Below are 18266 nucleotides of genomic sequence, written 5' to 3' on the forward strand. Positions count from 1 at the left end.
AGCCTCTTTTTTTATTTATATCAGCTCTGGTTTTACTGCTACTTTATTCTTCACCCCCCTACTTAATAACAATTAGATTACATGATGGTGATTTAGTGTTAATAGTGGGTTCTTTCTTTTGCGGGAAATTTATTCTAAAACATCTCACAATGGAAAAAAAAGTACTCAAATCAATTCTCACAACGTTAACATGCCTTGTATTGTTAGCATACTATGCGCTACCTGCTGCGGCACAAGGCCGTCAGGTAAAAGGTAAAGTTACGGAGGCTGCAACAGGCCAGCCGTTGCCGGGTGCTACGGTTCAGGTAAAAGGAACAAAAACAGCAACACTGACTGATGCAAAAGGAGAATTTGCACTATCTGTTTCTGCCGATGCAACTTCTCTTGTTATTTCATTTATCGGTTTCAAAACAGTTGAAGTATCAGCTAGCCCTAATGTAAATGTTGCATTGGAAAATGATGTGAATTCACTGCAGGAAGTGGTAGTAGTGGGCTATCAAACGATGCGTAAGAGCGATATCACTGGCGCTATTGCCAGCGTAAAAGCAAGTGAACTTAACCTTACTACACCAACCGTTGGCCAGGCATTGGTAGGTAAAGTAGCAGGTGTTCAGATTTCTCAAGTGAGCGGTGCACCTTATAACACCACAAAAATTCGTGTGCGTGGTACAAGTTCCATCAATGCAAGTTCAGATCCATTGTACGTGATTGATGGTTATCCGGCTAACGGGGATTTGTTCCTTAACATGGAAGATATAGAATCTATTGAAGTTTTGAAAGACGCGGCTTCAGCTGCCATCTATGGTTCAAGGGCTTCAGGTGGAGTGGTTCTGATTACCACAAAAAGAGGAAAAGAAGGTAAAACCATGGTAACGTACGATTACCAGTTTGGAATTAACCAGCTTTCGCGCAAAGTGAAAGTGCTGAATGCGGAACAATTTTTTGATCTGTTTGTAGATGCTCACAACAAGACCTACAAAGATTTGGTGATTTCGCAGGGTAAAGTTTGGTCAGACGAATACGTAAAGGACAACAACACCGTACGTACAACCCGGACCAACAACGTAAATGCGAACACAATCAGAATCCCTGATTATATGTATGATTTTGCTACAGGGACAATCAAAAAACCTGAATACGACACCGATTGGCAAGATGAACTTTATCGCAATGCCATGAACCACAGACACAATTTGTCTATTGCAGGTGGCAGAACCGGAGTGCGTTATGCCGTTTCGGGTGGTTATCAAAATCAGGAAGGTATTATGCTCAACACCGACATGTTGAAATACAATTTGCGCTCTAATATTGATGTTGATGTTTCAAAAAGAATAACGTTAGGGGCTAATCTGGCGTATACTGATACAAAAAACAACGAAGTAAGCGAAGGGCGTTTCCATCAAAGCCCGGGCTTAGCAGCTCTGATCTATCTTCCTTTCCTTAAAGCATACAACGAAGATGGCACTCCGGCACAATACGAAATGTCATCACAGTCAAACGACTATGCTTTTCAAAGCGACATCGAAAACCCGATGGCTTACACACAGATGGTGAAGAACTTCCGTAAAACAACGAGATCAACTTACAATGTATACGGACAGTACAAAATCATAGAGGCCTTGACAGCTAAATTGTCTTTTGGCACGTATAACTATACAAACAATTGGGAGTACTACCGTCCTACAAGTATCACATCAGGTGTTAATGCTCCTTACTCACCTCAGGCAATTACTGCGGCCAATGCTCAAAATACCCGTACAGATGAGCGCGATTATTTGACAGAATTTACACTGAACTTCAATAAAAGAGTTAGCGATTTCAGTTTGAGTGGTGTGGTGGGGGCTTCTACTCAGTCGCACATTACTGATGTAATTAATGTAACTGCCAATGGTTTCACGGATGACAAAGTGCCTTACATCACAGGTGGTGGTTCGGACCCTGCCAACTTTTCAAGAGGAGGTTCAACGGGTATCACTCAATATGCTATGTCTTCCGGTTTCGGACGTCTGAACGTTAATTATTTAAATCGTTATCACTTAACGGCATCCTTCCGTGGTGATGGTTCTTCACTTTTTGGTCCTAAAAACCGTTGGGCTTATTTCCCTTCTGTTTCCGGTGGCTGGACGATTTCTGATGAATCGTTTTACAAAAACCTGGTGGGTGAAAGAACTTCATTGAAGTTCCGGGCCAGTTGGGGTGTGAGTGGAAACAACGGTATTGGTGCTTACAATTTTCAGCAGGTAGTGGGTAAAACCGGTACGGTTATCGGTAATGCCGTGCAAACAGCCATGTATCCGGGAGCTTTCCGCGATGATAAATTAGGTTGGGAATCAACGTCGCAAACCAACATTGGTCTTGATTTAGGCTTATTCAACAATCGTCTGCAGGTTATAGCTAACTACTACGATAGCTACACTTACAACCTTTTGTTCTCAAAATCGATTACGGCTGTGTCAGGTTCTACTTCGATGCTGACCAACCTACCGGATTCAAAAATCAATAACCGTGGTTTCGATCTTCAATTGGACGGAGTTATCCTATCATCTAACGATTATGAAGTGCGTGCCAGCGGAAATATCTCTGTGAACCGCAACAAAGTACTTGACTTAGGAGGAGCCTCTACTATTCTTACCAGAGGTGCTGAACGTGGTTATGATACACACATCACCATGGAAGGTCAACCGGTCGGTATGTTCTACGGATTTAAAGTAGCAGGTATGGTGAAAACGCAGGAAGAAGCAAATGCTATCAATAATGCCCCGGATGTAAATGACAACATTCCTGCACGTTCAGCAGCGCAAAGTACAAAAATTCAGCCGGGTGACCTGCTATTTGAAGATACAAACAAAGATGGTATTGTGAATGATCTTGACAAAACAATCATTGGCAACCCTTATCCTGATTTCATTTATGCATTCAACCTTTCAGGGCGTTACAAGAAATTTGACATTTCGGTATCTGCTAACGGTACACACGGTAACATGGTGCTCGACGGTCAGAACTATTACAACCTGAACATGGAAGGATCAGGCAACCAGTATGCTATTGTAGACCAACGTTTCCGTACACCTGAAAGACCAGGTAATGGCGAAATCTACCGTGCTGCGCGTGGTGGTACACAAAGTAACAGTACACGTTTGTCGACATTTTATTTGAATGATGGTTCGTTCTTTAGAATTACCAACATAACCCTCGGCTACAATTGGAACACGGCAGCACTTACAAAGAATGCGATTTCAAATGTACGTATATACGTTTCGTCTGATAACGTGTTCACCGCTCAAAAATACAGAGGATATAACCCGGAAGTGGATTATAACAACGGATCAAACCTGACTCCGGGTGTAGATTATGGTAAATATCCGTTGATGAGGTCGTTCAATGCCGGATTAAAAGTTCAATTCTAAAACAAATTTGGATCATGAAAAAGATTAGCTTATTATTAATATTAGTTGCGTTTGTGTTTTCGTCGTGCGAGGATTATCTGGAAATAGAAAACCCTAATGCTATTACCAGCGATAAATTTTTCTCTTCAGAAATAGATGTTCAAAAAGCAGTAGCGGGCGTGTATAACGCAATCAGGAGCAACAGCGCTCTTGGAGAAACGAGCGATTTATACAGCGAAGAACGTTCTGATAATGCAGGCCGTACAGACAACCAGTCGTCAGCAGGTACGCCTTTCCAGTTCACTAACTTCACGTTGGTACCTACTAATCCTGAAATGACAGGCCATTGGAATGCCTTGTATACCATAGTATCACGTGCCAATTATGTATTGTCGAACATCGACAATCCGGCCATCAGGTTCACCGACGAAAAGAATCGTGCTATCTATAAATCAGAGGCGCTTTTCCTTCGTGCTTTGGCCTATTTCCATTTGGTGCGCAAATGGGGAGATGTACCGATGGTAACTAAATTCGTGACTTCTTATGACGAAATCGTAGCCAGCACGTTCAGAGTAGAAAAAGGACTTGTTTACAAACAGATTACCGATGACCTGACAAGCGCATTGAGTTCGGATTTACCGAACATTCAGGCTGCAGCAGGCAAAGGCCGTACATGTAAGGCGGCAATCAACGGTTTACTTGGACAAGTTTATCTTACCATGGGATCGGTCTTGACGAATGATAAACAAGCGAACTTCACGAAAGCAAAACAGTATCTGGAAGCCGCTTATGCGATGCGAAGCTTCGGACAATTATCAGATGTCCCGTACGCAGATGTATTCGATGTTGCGAAAAAGAATACTAACCCGGAAATTATTTTCCAGATTGTTTACAGACAAGGCGATCAGAACTATGCCTCTGGTATTGCGTATCGTAATCAGTCGATCGGTGAAACAATTAACTCTAAAAGACCATCAACCGGTCGTGGCTTTTTTGTTAATCCTGACTTAGTGAACGAATATGAAACAGGAGACATCAGAAAAGATTTCTCGGTGAAATGGGCGGATCATGCTAGCGCAAAAGCCTGGTTTGTTACCAAGTATCGCGATGCAAGCGATGCTGCCGGTGCAAATAGCTGGGGAGGTAATGATTTTATTTTAATGCGTTATGCAGACATCGTATTGATGCTTGCCGAAGTAAATGAAAAACTAGGAAACACTACAGATGCAATTAGCTATTTGAACCAGGCGCGTAAGCGTGCAGGTTTGCCTGACTACGCAGCGTCTGATGCAGCCTATCATGCTAAATATCCTACTTTGAAACTGGCTATCCTGCACGAACGCAGATCAGAGCTTGCTTTTGAAAACCACAGGCTATTTGATTTACTCCGTGCTTTTGGTGATAGTCCTCAGGGTTTTGTAGACTATTTCAAAAGTAAAACTCAGGCCGATTACGGTATTTCTGATTTGAAAAACGTGTCAACAAAGGATATCTACTTCCCGATTCCTTTCGACGAACAGAAACTTGATCCTGTAAAAATGTATCAGAACCCGGGTTATTGATTTTAATATAAGAGGGTAATGCAGATTCTGCATTACCCTCTTTACTTTTTTAATATAGATGAACTATGAAAACAAAATTACTGTACACACTCTCCTTTGCTATACTGTTCATAATGAATGCGGCAGGACAAGGATACAATAAAAATTACCTTCTGCTTTCTTCAGGTGATTTAACAGTTGACAAAAATTTTTACCTGATTACGGTTATTGATAAAACCCCGGAAGTAAAAACGATACTGACCAGTAATGCAGCTTTGAAAAGTTTTCTGCAAAAGAAAGTGGAGGTATTGAAAGCACATGTGGCAGATACTTGTTCCCGTCCCTCATCGTTGCTGAATGATTTCTTCTGGAAACAAGATACGGCCGCACTTGCGAAAGAACTACGCTCGGTTTATGATGCCAATAAAAAAGTTTTCGATAAAATGATTGATGGGCACTTGCGTCCCTCTGGTTATTATCAGCGTTTTGTTGGCTTATCAAACGAGGTCTTATTGGCCAAAGCATGGAACCAGTGCTTTTATGGTATGGATTACATTATCAATCAGTTTGGCATTGGTAAAAAAATGAGATATCCGCACATTGACTCCGCAAGTTATGTCGTAAACTCCCGTTCTTATCGTATCATGTTGAAAGACATGATGGCATCACTCAGTGAAACCAGCAACAGCTTTGATGTTTTTTATAAACCGTCGTTGGCTGTAGCCATGCAATTGATGCAGGCAAATGATCGGGATGAACCGGCGCGTCTTGAACCTTTGGAGAAAGGCGTAAACAAAGCGGCCTTTGAACAAATTAAAAAGACCGATTGGAAGAAATACAAATATGCGGCCATTGTACTTCCCGGAGCCGGCCCTGAGTTATACATACCTATTGGCCATGAAGGAAAACTACATTGTGATGCAGCCGCCCGCAGTTATCTGGCAGGCGATGCACCCTTTATTATTCCAACAGGCGGTTACTGCTATCCATTCAAGACAACGTACAATGAAGCAGTAGAAATGAAAAAATACCTGATGGAAAAGTATAATATTCCGGCTTCGGCCATTATTGCTGAGCCACAGGCAAGACATACTACTACAAACATTCGAAACTCCGTTCGTTTGATGATCCGCTATGGTATTCCTGTGGACATGCCATCGTTGTTTGTAACCTCTATGTCGCAAACAAAATATTCAGCTGTAAATAGTTTTGATGCACGAAATATGCGCGAGCTAGGCTATACTCCTTATACCCGTAAAAAGCAACTTTCAAATCACGTAATTGAGTTTTATCCGGTAATCGAGTGTTTGCATATGGATCCTTATGATCCGCTTGATCCTTAGAATTGCGTTCAGTATATAACAAAAATGTCATCCATATCAATGGATGACATTTTTGTTATGTCGGTGTTGAATGGAGAGCAAATGAAAATAATGGTCAGCAAATACTTAACGGCCCCCATGTCTGCTTTTTAGAGGCCTTTAGTTCAAATAAAACAGGGGTTTGTTGTATATTTGCAGCAAAAACCGCTTTATTAATCTGAATATGACCTACGATATAATTGTTATTGGTGGAGGAATTGTCGGGCTTGCCACCGCTTTGAAAATCAAACAGGGCAAACCAGACTTGAAACTGTTGATTATTGAAAAAGAAAACAAGGTTGCCCAACACCAGACAGGACACAACAGTGGCGTTATTCATTCAGGCTTATATTACAAACCCGGCAGTTTAAAGGCAACCAATTGTATCAGAGGATATGAAATGCTGCTTGATTTCTGCCAGAATGAAGACATAAAATACGACCTGTGCGGTAAGATAGTGGTGGCTACCCGCCCTGAACAGATTTCAATTCTTGACGGGCTTTTTGAGCGTGGAAAACAGAATGGTCTGGAAGGATTTAAAATGCTCAATCAGGAACAACTGAAAGAATATGAGCCGCATGTAAATGGTCTGAAAGGTTTTTTTGTGCCTCAGACAGGAATCATAGATTACACCGAAGTTTGTGAAAAATATCTGCAAAAAACACTTGAATTGGGTGGAGAAATAGTTTTCGGACAAAAAGTAACGGGTATCACCTCTCAAGGGAATAGTTCAGTTGTAAATACCGATGGAGGTTCGTATGAAACCAGATTGGTGGTAAACTGTGCAGGGCTATACTCTGACAAGGTAGGACAAATGACCGACGAGCGTGCCGAAAGATTGAGGATTACGCCATTCAGGGGAGAATATTTTGAAATAAAACCCGAAAAACAATATCTGGTTAAAAACCTGATATATCCCGTTCCAGACCCTAACTTCCCGTTTTTAGGCGTGCATTTCACCCGTATGATTCACGGTGGGGTGGAGGCCGGGCCGAATGCTGTGCTGGCATTTGCGAGAGAAGGCTACAAAAAATCAGACATCAATTTAAGTGAACTGTTTGAAACGCTCGCCTGGCGTGGTTTCCGTAAAGTGGCCGCTAAGTATTGGCGAACAGGTTTAGGTGAAATGTACCGCTCATTTTCTAAAGCTGCCTTTACAAAGGCTTTACAGGAGCTAATACCCGAAATTCAGGAAGATGATCTGATTCCCGGCGGTGCCGGTGTAAGAGCCCAGGCTTGTGATTATGATGGAGGATTGTTAGACGACTTTGCCATCTTCGAAAACGAGCGTGCAGTGAATGTGTGCAATGCGCCATCACCGGCTGCAACCTCTTCTCTTTCAATCGGCCAGACAGTAAGCCAACTGGTTTTGAAACGATTCTGAACCGTTTTCGGTAGACAGCAGATTCATTTGCATGTAGATTCTGCAGATAATTAAGCCCGGGTGTGTCTGACACACCCGGGCTTTTTGACATTTTATCGGATAAAAACAGGGGTTATTCCAACCATTATTGATAAAAAAGTATCTATGAAGTTGAAAAGGGTACTGAGCCTCAGTCAAAACACTTGTTTAAGTCAGGGGAAGAACATTCTCGTTTGTTCATTCCCTTGGCCGACTGAGTATTACAACCCGGTTTAAACGGTAATTAAAAGCAACAGAAAGAAAATTATTCCGATGAAAAAGGCGATTATTATATTAATGGCTGGTATGTTATGGATGGTGTCATGTAAAAGTGAGACCATAGAAGCCAGCAACAACCCCTCGTTTGATGCCTTAAAGACATCAAATCTTTTAGGACAATGGCGATTTAAAGGATATGCGGATGGTGAGGCACCCAAATATGATGTGTCGATGGAGATTAAGAATGAAGAGAACAAACTCACGATCAACGGCAGAAGCTCAGTAAACTTTTATTTTGCAGAACCAGAAGTTGATGAGAGCAAAAAAACAATGAAAGTTCCGGCAGTGGGTACTACCAAAATAGCTGGTACTTTTGAAGCCACTTCTTTTGAAATGACTTATTATGAAAGCCTGAAGAGAGTGGAAAGATATGATTTTAAAGACAAAAACATTCTTGTGTTGTATCTTTCTGCACCGGCAAACGAAGCTTTATACTTCGAGAAAAAATAAGTATAACCTGATTATTTAAAAACCAACCAAACTATGAAAACGCTTAAAATTGCATTGTTAGCCTCCGTTTGCGCGCTTACTGTGGTAAGCTGCAGTGAGAAAAACCAGATATCGCTAGATACGGAGAAAGCTAACAATCAGCTGAAGGCAATACCCGGTACTTTTTCAGACCAGACCAGTGAGTTTGCTTTTGATTTCTGGAAAAAACACGATGCCATAGAGGCACCCGATAAAAGTTATTTTGTTTCCCCGCTAAGTCTACACATTGCATTAGGCATGCTGCTCAATGGAGCAGATACCCAAACAAAAGACGAGATTCAGAAAGCCCTGAGGGTTTCGTCTGATTTGTCTGTCACAAATGGTATCTATAAAGATCTGATAGAAAACCTGCCCCTTAGTGACCCAAAAGTAAAAAATACCATTGCCAATTCGGTTTGGTACCGAAACGATTTTAAGGTCAATCAGTCGTATATCGACAATCTGAAAACGTACTTTAATGCCGGCGCTTTTATCGAAAACTTTGGTGATAAAGGTACTGTCGACAAAATTAACAACTGGGCTAGTGATAACACCAACGGTAAAATCAAGAAAGTGTTGGAAGAAATAGATTCTGACCAGATGTTGTTTCTGATGAACGCCCTTTATTTTAAAGGCGATTGGAAAACCCGGTTCAAAGAAGCCAATACTCAAAACGAGAACTTCACAGGTACAAAAGGAACGAAGAGTGTGAAAATGATGAACATGACCGAAAATGTGAAGTATGCCAAACGCGATAATTATCAGGCCGTAGAGTTACCTTATGGAGATGGTAATTATGTAATGACAGTGATTCTGCCCGATAAATCAACCGATGCAACGTTAGCCGGTTTTTCTACCACTGAATGGAAAGAGCTCAACGGCGCATTAAGAGAACAACAGGTAATGGTGGGTTTGCCGAAATTCACTTTGGAATATGAAGCAGATCTGAAAAAAGTATTGATGGAAATGGGTATTAATGCCGCCTTTACCAATGGAGCCGACTTATCAAAAATGGCAGGCTCGGCCGGCCAGCTAAAAGTGGGTATGGTGAAACAAAATACGTATGTAGGCATTGACGAAAAAGGTACCGAGGCCGCTGCCGTAACAACTATTGGCGTTGTGGTTACTTCTTTGCCGGCTTATCCTAAGGTAATTTGTAACCGTCCGTTCCTGTTTGTTATCAGTGAGAAGCAGTCGAATACGATTCTCTTTTCGGGTAAAATATCAAATCTTTAATTTTTAGTGCAGATGCCGGGGCTTCATGCCCCGGCATCTGCATTCGTGTTTTCGGAGTTCATCGAACCGGAAAAGAAGTCCAAACATACAAACCTTGTTTTGTATGAATCAGCCCGGGAAATTAACCGGAATCATATTAAAATAAATCCCCAGACCATGTGATATCAGATTATTCTCTATACACATGGTTTTTTTCTATAAACTGTATAATGATTAGAACTATGAAAAAAATCTACTTAAAATGTCTTTGGGTTATACTCGGTATGGGCATGGCTGCAGGTAATACGTCTTGTACAGACGATTGCGAAACAACCCGAACGTATAGAACCACTATGTCGGTTTCTCTTCCTGTTGACCAGATACGAACAGGCATACAATTACAAATACCAAAGGAGCTGGGCAATCTGGGGAAGATTTATGTGAAAGACAATTACATCTTCGTAAACGAGATCAAGAAAGGGCTGCACATCATTGATAATTCTAACCCACAGAAACCCGAAAATATTGGTTTTCTGAAAATACCGGGAGTAATAGACATGGCCGTAAAAGACAATACCTTATATACGGACAGCTACATGGACTTAGTTACTTTTGATATTACCGACATTAAGAATATCAAAGAAACAGGCAGGGTAAAAGATGTTTTCGTTAGTGGCATGGCCGATGGTGTAACCTGGTACTATAATGTTAATAACAAATTTGTGACCGACTATGAGGTAAAAATCATAACCGACAAATTTCGCTCAAACTGTGGTTTTACGGTAGTTAATCCTAACCCGATATATTATGATTATTTTGATTTAGGCAGTTATTCAGGTTCCAGAGGGCCAACAGCTTCAAATGGTTCGTCGGTAAGCAGTACCGGCCGGGGAGGCTCTATGGCAAGATTTACACTGTATAACGATTTCCTTTATACGGTATCTCAAAGCGACCTTGTTCTTTTTAATATTAAAACATTAAATCAGCCTGTTCAGGAAAACAAGATTAATTTGTCGTGGGGTATCGAAACCATTTTTCCGTATGAAGATAAACTATTCATAGGCTCCAACACGGGCTTATATATTTTCGACAATAAGAACCCTTCCAAGCCGGAGTTGATGTCAATGTTTCAGCACGCCCGTGCCTGCGACCCTGTTGTGGTTCATGACGACATAGCCTATGTAACGCTTCGTACAGGATGGTGTGGGGCTGCTCCCAATCGTCTTGATGTAATAGATGTGGCCAATCTTTCGTCGCCCAGATTAATTAAAAGTTACGAACTGGAGAACCCGGCAGGATTGGGTGTAGATTTCCCGACTCTTTTTATTTCTGAGGGTAAATACGGGCTGAAATCGTTTGATGCTACCAGTGCTTCTGATATCAAATTGCAGCAACATATTAAGGGAATGGACGCATTTGATGTGATTCCTCTGGATGGAAAGCACCTGCTGATGGTAGGTAAAGATGGCTTGTACCAGTACGATGCCACTAATCCGAAAGACATGAAATTGTTGAGTGTAATTCCGGTAAAAACTAACCCTTAATCAGCAGTACATCAGATGAAAAATAATAAGTATTATATAACCAGAGTATGCCTTTTGCTTGTTACACTTGCTATCGGCAGCAATTGTGCAGTAGCACAGGAAACGAAAGAGAAATTTTTCCAAAAGTATAAGTTCGTAAACATGACTGAGTTTGGCGCCTTGTTTGGCAGAACTAAACACCAGGTGTATTATGGAGGATGGTACCCATACCCTGTACCACTCACCAGTTCTCCCGTGCAATACCAGGTAAATAAAAGAATAAACTTTTCTGCACAAACATTCAATGGGGTATACATTGACAGTAAAACGGCAGCGGGTATAACAGTTGGCGTAGATGGATACGGCGAAACGATACTGATGCCCTTAGCGCTGGGTGTACGCAGAAATATAGTTCAGAAAAGGGAAGGAAGCAGTAGTTTGATGGGCGGACTGGACGTAGGCTATTCTACAGCCTGGCTGAATGAAGATAATACAGGGTTTAAGACCACCGGAGGGTTGTTAATCAGCCCGACAGTAGGTTATCGTTTGCCTATGAGAAGTGGGTCAGCATGGCTCATTAATCTGGGGTATCGTTTCCAGCAGGCAGAATATAGACAAGAGCGGCAGGGAGATGGCATTTACTGGAATGAATCGAAAGAAGAAAGAAAGTATAAAAGGCTGATTCTCAGGCTTGGGATAGAGTTTTAATGAGGGCTTATCCAGCGCTCAGGTCAAAAAAATGAACCAGTGGAGGAAACTTCACTGGTTTTTTAATGCATGTAGCTGAAGCATGCTTAGCGTTTCAATGAAACTTAATGTCTATCGTTGCGTTTGTGCGATAACATAATTTACCACCTGCTGAACCAATGCGTCGGTCTCGGCTTTGGATATATTATTGAATCCATGATCACCGTTTTTAACTACCACATATTCAGTTTTAACACCACTGGTATTCAATAACTGGTATAACTTTTCTGACTGGCCGATAGGAACAACCTTATCTTTTGTGCCATGAAATATAATTGTAGGAACCACCGCAGAACTAACATACAGTAAGGGTGAATACAATCGGGCAGTTTCAATTACTTTTTCCTTGTCATCATTTATAGAATAGCCGGTAATCGCGTAGATTAATTTTTCTCTGATTGGCAGTAATTTACGCGTAAAGATTCTGGCTAAAAAGATAGAGAACCTGCTTGCTTCTGTTCTGAGAATTTCATTCATGTCTGTTGGGCCGAAATTATCAACCACATATTTTACATGAGCAGAAACCGGAGCCAACCCTGAATCTCCCATCCATTGCTGATCATTTGTGTAGGCAGCCAGCAATGCCAGATGCCCTCCTGCAGAACCGCCCCACAAACCGATGTTGTCGGGGTCAAAGTTGTATGTTGAGGCATTGGCTCTTACCCAGCGTATCGCATCTTTACAGTCAGCGATTGGGGCTGGAAAATGAACGGTCTTACTCACCAGTCTATAGTCAAGGCTTACTACGCCAAACCCTGCTTTATTGAGAGACTTCTTTAGCTCTTGCATATAATAGATGGTTTCCAACAAACGGTTTCCTTCTGCCCATGCGCCCCCATGTATGAGTATCACGACCGGAATTTTCCGACTTGAATTGGGCATATCAGGTAGAAAAACATCAAGCAGCAGAGAGTCTCCGGTCTCTGAAATTTTATATACCACATCCTTGTATGATTGCTTGTAATCCTGATAGCTTTGGGCGCTCAGTGAAAGCCGGGTGGTTGAAATAATCAGTAGTAGTGTAAAGGTTAATGGCTTCATTTTGTCAGGTATTTCGAAAGAAAGGTATTAGTAGAATCACAGCTTTGTTTAATCTAATGTAATATATTTATTTCTGTAGCCAAAACGATATTCTTACTCTTGATTCTTGTTTTCACAGGGTCTTTTTTTTGTTCATCTCATTAACCCGGAACAAAAAAAGCCATAGAACTGAATCCAAGGCTTTTTTGCTGAGGAGCCGGTAAATATCAGGCTTCACCCATCGGGCCGCCGAAATTCATCGGAAACGGCATGGGCTCGTTCGTTTGGCGAATAGTGCCAAAATTATCTTCATATTTTGAAATATTATCTTGCAGAGCGGTTAATAAACGCTGGGCGTGTTCCGGAGTGAGAATCACACGTGACTTTACCTTTGCCTTTGGAACGCCCGGCATCAGACGGATAAAATCTATTACAAACTCAGTATTTGAATGAGCAATCATCGCCAGATTCGCATATACCCCCTCTGCCATTTCTTCCGATAGTTCTATATTTATTTGTTGTTCCGGCTCTTCCAGAGCATCTTTCTTTTTTGCCATGTGCATAAAAAATATTTAGTGGTTAGGAGACAAACTGACCTGTAAATATAACAAAAGTAACGAATCTTTTATGAAAAAAAGAAATAGAATCGGCAATTGTTATTGAGTGGTAGAATGACGTTTTGGCTCATAAAAAGCCTTATTTGGAGCTCTTTAGGGTGAAAAAACTATTTTTTGGCAATAGCTTCGCGTATTCTGACCAGTTTTTCTAAAAGTGCCTCCAGCTTGTCCAATGGGAGCATGTTGGCACCATCCGACTTCGCTATCGAAGGGTCCATATGTGTTTCTATGAATATCCCGTCAGCGCCAACAGCAATGGCAGCCTTGGCGATGGTTTCAATCAAGGCGGGCTTACCACCCGTAACACCAGATGACTGATTCGGCTGCTGAAGAGAATGCGTGCAGTCCATCACAACAGGTACGTTAAATGCCTGCATTTCAACAATATTGCGGTAGTCTACCACAATATCAGAATAGCCGAAAGAATTACCCCTGTCTGTCAGCATTACCTGCACTTCGGGGTTTACAGCGTTAATTTTCTCTACAGCAAAGCCCATGCCTGAGCCGTGCATAAATTGTCCTTTCTTTACATTTACGGCTTTGCCCGTTTGTGCGGCAGCTACCAGTAGCTCTGTCTGACGACACAAAAAGGCCGGTATCTGCAAAACATCAACAAACTGAGCAGCCAGAGCGGCTTCGTCCGACTCATGGATATCGGTTACAGTCGGCAAGGCAAAAGTATCGCCTACCTTTTTTAAAATATTCAGGGCAAGCTCATCTCCGATACCGGTAAATGAATTTAATTTGGTACGGTTCGCTTTACGATACGAAGCCTTGAAGATGTACGGAATCTCCAGGCGGTCGGTAATTTTCTTTACTTTCTCGGCAATTTCAAGAGCCATATCATGGCCTTCTACCACACAAGGGCCGGCAATTAGAAAGAAATTGCCAGAACTCTGATTTTTTAATTGATTGACTTTCAGCACTTTAATTATTTTTTTAACCTACTTTTAAATAGGTTTTTCAGAATTAATTGATGGAATATTTCTATTCTCAACCATTTTTCCAAAATTTCTTTTGTATTTCAGGCTTTAATAGAGAAACAAATACAAATGTCGGAAGTTTTCCGATACTAAAAAACTTTCCCGTATTTTGTTGTTTTCACCGAAAAGCACTTTCTTTGCAGTCGTTTTTCACCAAACTACAGTTCAAAATGTCAGCAATTGCATCTAAAGTAACGAAAATTATCGTAGAAAAACTCGGCGTTGAAGAGTCGGAAGTAACTCCTGAGGCATCATTTACCAATGATTTAGGGGCAGATTCACTAGACACTGTAGAATTGATAATGGAATTTGAAAAAGAATTTAACGTATCAATTCCAGACGACCAGGCAGAAAATATCCAGACCGTTGGTCAGGCTATTACATACTTGGAAGAAAATTCTAAATAATTTTCGAGTTGCAAGTTTCAAGTTTCATGATGTTAGCCTGAAACTTGAAACTTTATAACTTTGAAACTTCAAATCTCATTTTATGGCTTTCAAACGAGTAGTTGTAACAGGATTGGGGGCTATAACGCCTATCGGTAACACGGTAGAGGAATTCTGGCATGGATTATCAAACGGAGTAAGTGGCGCAGCCATTATCACCAAGTTCGATGCCAGTAAATTCCGTACAAAATTTGCGTGCGAAGTTAAAAATTTTGACGTCACGCAATTTATACCAAGGCAGGATGCCCGTAAAATGGACTTATTTACCCAGTATGCGATGGTAGCAGCCGACGAGGCTGTGAAAGATTCTGGTCTTGATTTAGAACAAATCAATAGAAATAAAGCCGGTGTTATCTGGGGGTCGGGTATTGGCGGTCTGAAAACCTTTGAAGAAGAGGTGATTAACTTTGCTAATAGTGACGGAACACCCAAGTTTAATCCATTTTTCATTCCGAAAATGATTGCCGACAGTGCCTCGGGACAAATCTCAATTAAATACGGATTCCGCGGCCCTAACTACATTACTGTATCGGCATGTGCTTCTACCAACAATGCAATTATAGACGCATTTAATTACATACGACTAGGTAGAATTAATATTTGTATTTCCGGTGGCTCTGAAGCGGCCATTACTCAAGCGGGTATTGGTGGTTTCAACGGTTTGCGTGCCATGTCTGAAAGAAACGACGACCCTGCAACAGGTTCGAGACCTTATGACAAAGACCGTGACGGTTTTGTTTTGGGTGATGGCGGTGCAGCGTTGATTCTGGAAGAATATGAGCATGCAGTAGCACGTGGAGCCAAAATATATTGTGAGATAGTAGGGGGGGGGATGTCGTCAGACGCCTACCACATTACTGCCCCACACCCTGAAGGTTACGGTGCATTCCTTTCAATGCAGGATGCGCTTGAAGACGCCAATATGAAGCCGGAAGAAGTTGATTATATCAACACGCACGGTACCTCAACACCATTGGGTGATCCTCAGGAAATTAAAGCCATTGAGCAATTGTTTGGTGACCATACTTATAACATGAGTATCAGTTCAACCAAATCAATGACAGGGCACTTACTCGGAGCCGCAGGAGCGGTTGAATCTGTTGCGGCTGTTTTAGCTATTCAGAATCAGGTTGTTCCTCCAACCATAAATCTGTTCAATATCGACGAAGTGATCGATTCAAGAATAGATTTAACTCCAAATGTGGCGAAATCAAAAAAAATTGATGTAGTTTTGAGTAATTGTTTTGGCTTTGGCGGACATAATGCTACGCTAATATTTAAGAAAATCTAATTTCGAAACGTGTTGTCGGAGGCTAGTAATTTTTGGGGATTTTTCAAAACAAGTTCAAAAGAACGAGAGTTTAGAAAAGCTGTAGAGCAAATTATTGGTGATAAGCCGAGTAATCCTTTGCTCTATCAATTAGCCTTTCGACATACCTCAGCGTCAAAGGAAACCAATATCGGGGGGTTTCGTGAATCGAACGAAAGACTCGAATATCTGGGTGACTCAGTGCTGGGAATGATAGTGGCCGAGTATCTTTTCAAGAAGTATCCGTTCAAAGACGAAGGCTTCTTAACTGAAATCCGGTCAAGAATTGTAAACCGTGAATCGTTGAATCAGGTAGCACGGAAAATCGGTTTAGAGAAATTGATTCAGTTTGACGGCCAGCGCATTGCGCATAATCGTACTTCGATGTATGGCGATGCCATGGAAGCCTTGATTGGGGCCATTTATCTTGACAAAGGATTCCGTTTTACAAGAACATTTATTCTGAAAAAACTGATTGCCAATTACTTTGATCTTGATACGGTTATTCAGACGAACACCAACTATAAGAGTATTCTGCTAAGCTGGGCACAACAGGAAGGCAAGAAAATTGTTTTTGAGATTGTGCAGGAAAACGGCAAGCATCACCATAAAGAGTTTGTGGCTCAGGTAAAAGTAAACGGAGAAGCCATTAGCACAGGAGGTGGCTGGAACAAGAAAAAAGCCGAACAGGAAGCAGCCCGAAGGGCCTGTGAAAGTTTAGAAATAAAATCTTCATAACAAAAAAGACGCAAAACTTTGCGTCTTTTTTGGTTACTATGATAGTAGAGAGACAACAGTATTGAGTTACCCGTATTAAGCCCCTTCAAATGAGCCAATTGCCTATTCTTATCATTAAATTCGGAACAGCCTCTATTACTCAGGCCAATGGTGAGCCAGACGAAACCATTATTGCCGATATAGCCCGCCAGGTTTCGGAATTGCACGCGCGGTATCATATCGTAATTGTGTCGTCCGGAGCGGTAGGGGCAGGGAAGCATTTTATTAAAGAATATTCTGGTGAAATTGCCGAAAGAAAAGCTGCAGCGGCAATTGGTAATCCGCTTCTGCTGAATATTTATTCAAAGTATTTTTCACAATACAACATACAGATTGCCCAGAGTTTGTGCGAACGCCAGCACTTTGGTAACCGTGAACAGTTTTTACAGCTAAAAGAAACCTATCAGGAATTGTGGAGAAACGGGATTATTCCTATTGCCAATGAAAACGACGTGGTGAGCAACCGTGAGTTGAAGTTTTCGGACAACGACGAGCTGGCCACACTAATAGCCACCGGATTTGGCGCAGAAACGCTGATGATTTGTACTTCTGTCGGAGGGCTGTTAGATAAAGAGAAGAATATTATCAGAAAAATTGAGACCATAGATAACCGGATACTTGGCCTGGTAGATAACAGTAAATCCGCCCTGGGCTCAGGGGGGATGGCATCAAAGCTGACATTTACCAAACTGGCGACTCGCATGGGTATCAGGGTGATAATCTTCGGTATGAAAACGCAGGATGGTATCCTGAAAGCATTACAAGGGGAGGCCGGTAGTGAATTTTTATCGCAAGAGGCTAATCTGTCGTCGCGTAATAAATGGCTGGCTAGTGGAAGCCTTACCGTAGGTACCTTGCAAATTGATGCCGGAGCAGTAAAGGCCCTTCAAAAACGGAATAGTCTGCTGGCAGTGGGCATCAGAAAAGTAAAAGGCGAATTTGAGGTAGGGGAGGTAGTAGAAATAACAGACGGACATGGGGTTATGGTAGGTGTAGCACGTATCAAAGTAACCTCAGCCGAGTTACAAGCCAACTTGAGCACGCAAAACTTTGAAGTAGCCAATGCCAACGATATAGTTTTGATTTGAGGCCTTTTTGTGAAGCGAAGTTGTAGTTCGCTTATTGATTCTTTTGAGATAACCAACCATTCGTCAGTCAAGCGAAAGGATTTCCGGAAATCGGATAAGCAGAA

At 41.7% G+C, this 18266-nt stretch carries 15 protein-coding genes; 12 read left to right on the forward strand and 3 right to left on the reverse strand.

Features of this window, described 5'->3' with window-relative positions; genetic code table 11:
• Positions 1-149: 149 nt before the first annotated feature.
• The 8 genes from AC1RRY_RS14920 to AC1RRY_RS14955 all read left to right on the forward strand — a co-directional run bounded on the left by AC1RRY_RS14920 (position 150) and on the right by AC1RRY_RS14955 (position 11883).
• The gene (locus tag AC1RRY_RS14920; RefSeq protein WP_492819406.1) at positions 150-3407 is read left to right on the forward strand and encodes a SusC/RagA family TonB-linked outer membrane protein; all 3258 of its coding nucleotides are present in this window, start codon (positions 150-152) and stop codon (positions 3405-3407) included.
• A gap of 14 nt (positions 3408-3421) precedes the next feature.
• Positions 3422-4948 carry a RagB/SusD family nutrient uptake outer membrane protein gene (locus AC1RRY_RS14925; protein ID WP_492819404.1) on the forward strand — a complete coding sequence of 509 codons (1527 nt, stop codon included), beginning with the start codon at positions 3422-3424 and terminating at the stop codon, positions 4946-4948.
• A gap of 65 nt (positions 4949-5013) precedes the next feature.
• Complete coding sequence (locus AC1RRY_RS14930; protein ID WP_492819403.1) at positions 5014-6270, forward strand: YdcF family protein; 1257 nt, start codon at positions 5014-5016, stop codon at positions 6268-6270.
• Positions 6271-6472: 202 nt separating this feature from the next.
• A complete protein-coding gene (gene lhgO / locus AC1RRY_RS14935) occupies positions 6473-7672 on the forward strand; it encodes an L-2-hydroxyglutarate oxidase (RefSeq protein WP_492819401.1) in 1200 nt (399 codons plus the stop codon).
• A 291-nt stretch (positions 7673-7963) separates the two neighbouring features.
• Positions 7964-8419, forward strand: coding sequence for an META domain-containing protein (locus AC1RRY_RS14940; RefSeq protein ID WP_492819399.1), 456 nt, complete (start codon positions 7964-7966; stop codon positions 8417-8419).
• 33 nt (positions 8420-8452) lie between these two features.
• Complete coding sequence (locus AC1RRY_RS14945; protein WP_492819397.1) at positions 8453-9673, forward strand: serpin family protein; 1221 nt, start codon at positions 8453-8455, stop codon at positions 9671-9673.
• Between the two features lie 221 nt (positions 9674-9894).
• Positions 9895-11196, forward strand: coding sequence for an LVIVD repeat-containing protein (locus AC1RRY_RS14950; protein WP_492819395.1), 1302 nt, complete (start codon positions 9895-9897; stop codon positions 11194-11196).
• Positions 11197-11211: 15 nt separating this feature from the next.
• A complete protein-coding gene (locus AC1RRY_RS14955) occupies positions 11212-11883 on the forward strand; it encodes a hypothetical protein (protein WP_492819393.1) in 672 nt (223 codons plus the stop codon).
• A 111-nt stretch (positions 11884-11994) separates the two neighbouring features.
• On the opposite strand, the gene AC1RRY_RS14960 is transcribed toward AC1RRY_RS14955, so the two are convergent.
• The 3 genes from AC1RRY_RS14960 to kdsA all read right to left on the reverse strand — a co-directional run bounded on the left by AC1RRY_RS14960 (position 11995) and on the right by kdsA (position 14482).
• Positions 11995-12963, reverse strand: a complete 969-nt coding sequence (locus tag AC1RRY_RS14960; protein WP_492819391.1) for an alpha/beta fold hydrolase — start codon at positions 12961-12963, stop codon at positions 11995-11997.
• Between the two features lie 206 nt (positions 12964-13169).
• Positions 13170-13499, reverse strand: coding sequence for a DUF3467 domain-containing protein (locus AC1RRY_RS14965; RefSeq protein WP_492819389.1), 330 nt, complete (start codon positions 13497-13499; stop codon positions 13170-13172).
• Between the two features lie 167 nt (positions 13500-13666).
• Positions 13667-14482, reverse strand: a complete 816-nt coding sequence (gene kdsA / locus AC1RRY_RS14970) for a 3-deoxy-8-phosphooctulonate synthase (RefSeq protein WP_492821287.1) — start codon at positions 14480-14482, stop codon at positions 13667-13669.
• 230 nt (positions 14483-14712) lie between these two features.
• On the opposite strand from kdsA, the gene AC1RRY_RS14975 reads away from it, so the two are divergent.
• The 4 genes from AC1RRY_RS14975 to proB all read left to right on the forward strand — a co-directional run bounded on the left by AC1RRY_RS14975 (position 14713) and on the right by proB (position 18162).
• Positions 14713-14949: an acyl carrier protein gene (locus AC1RRY_RS14975; RefSeq protein ID WP_492819388.1), complete on the forward strand. Its 237-nt coding sequence runs from the start codon at positions 14713-14715 to the stop codon at positions 14947-14949.
• Between the two features lie 82 nt (positions 14950-15031).
• Positions 15032-16279: a beta-ketoacyl-ACP synthase II gene (gene fabF, locus AC1RRY_RS14980; RefSeq protein ID WP_492819387.1), complete on the forward strand. Its 1248-nt coding sequence runs from the start codon at positions 15032-15034 to the stop codon at positions 16277-16279.
• 9 nt (positions 16280-16288) lie between these two features.
• Positions 16289-17035, forward strand: a complete 747-nt coding sequence (gene rnc, locus AC1RRY_RS14985; protein ID WP_492819386.1) for a ribonuclease III — start codon at positions 16289-16291, stop codon at positions 17033-17035.
• A gap of 89 nt (positions 17036-17124) precedes the next feature.
• Positions 17125-18162: a glutamate 5-kinase gene (proB, locus tag AC1RRY_RS14990; RefSeq protein WP_492819385.1), complete on the forward strand. Its 1038-nt coding sequence runs from the start codon at positions 17125-17127 to the stop codon at positions 18160-18162.
• Positions 18163-18266: the final 104 nt, after the last annotated feature.

This window comes from Emticicia sp. GW821-FHT11C11, assembly GCF_058808615.1.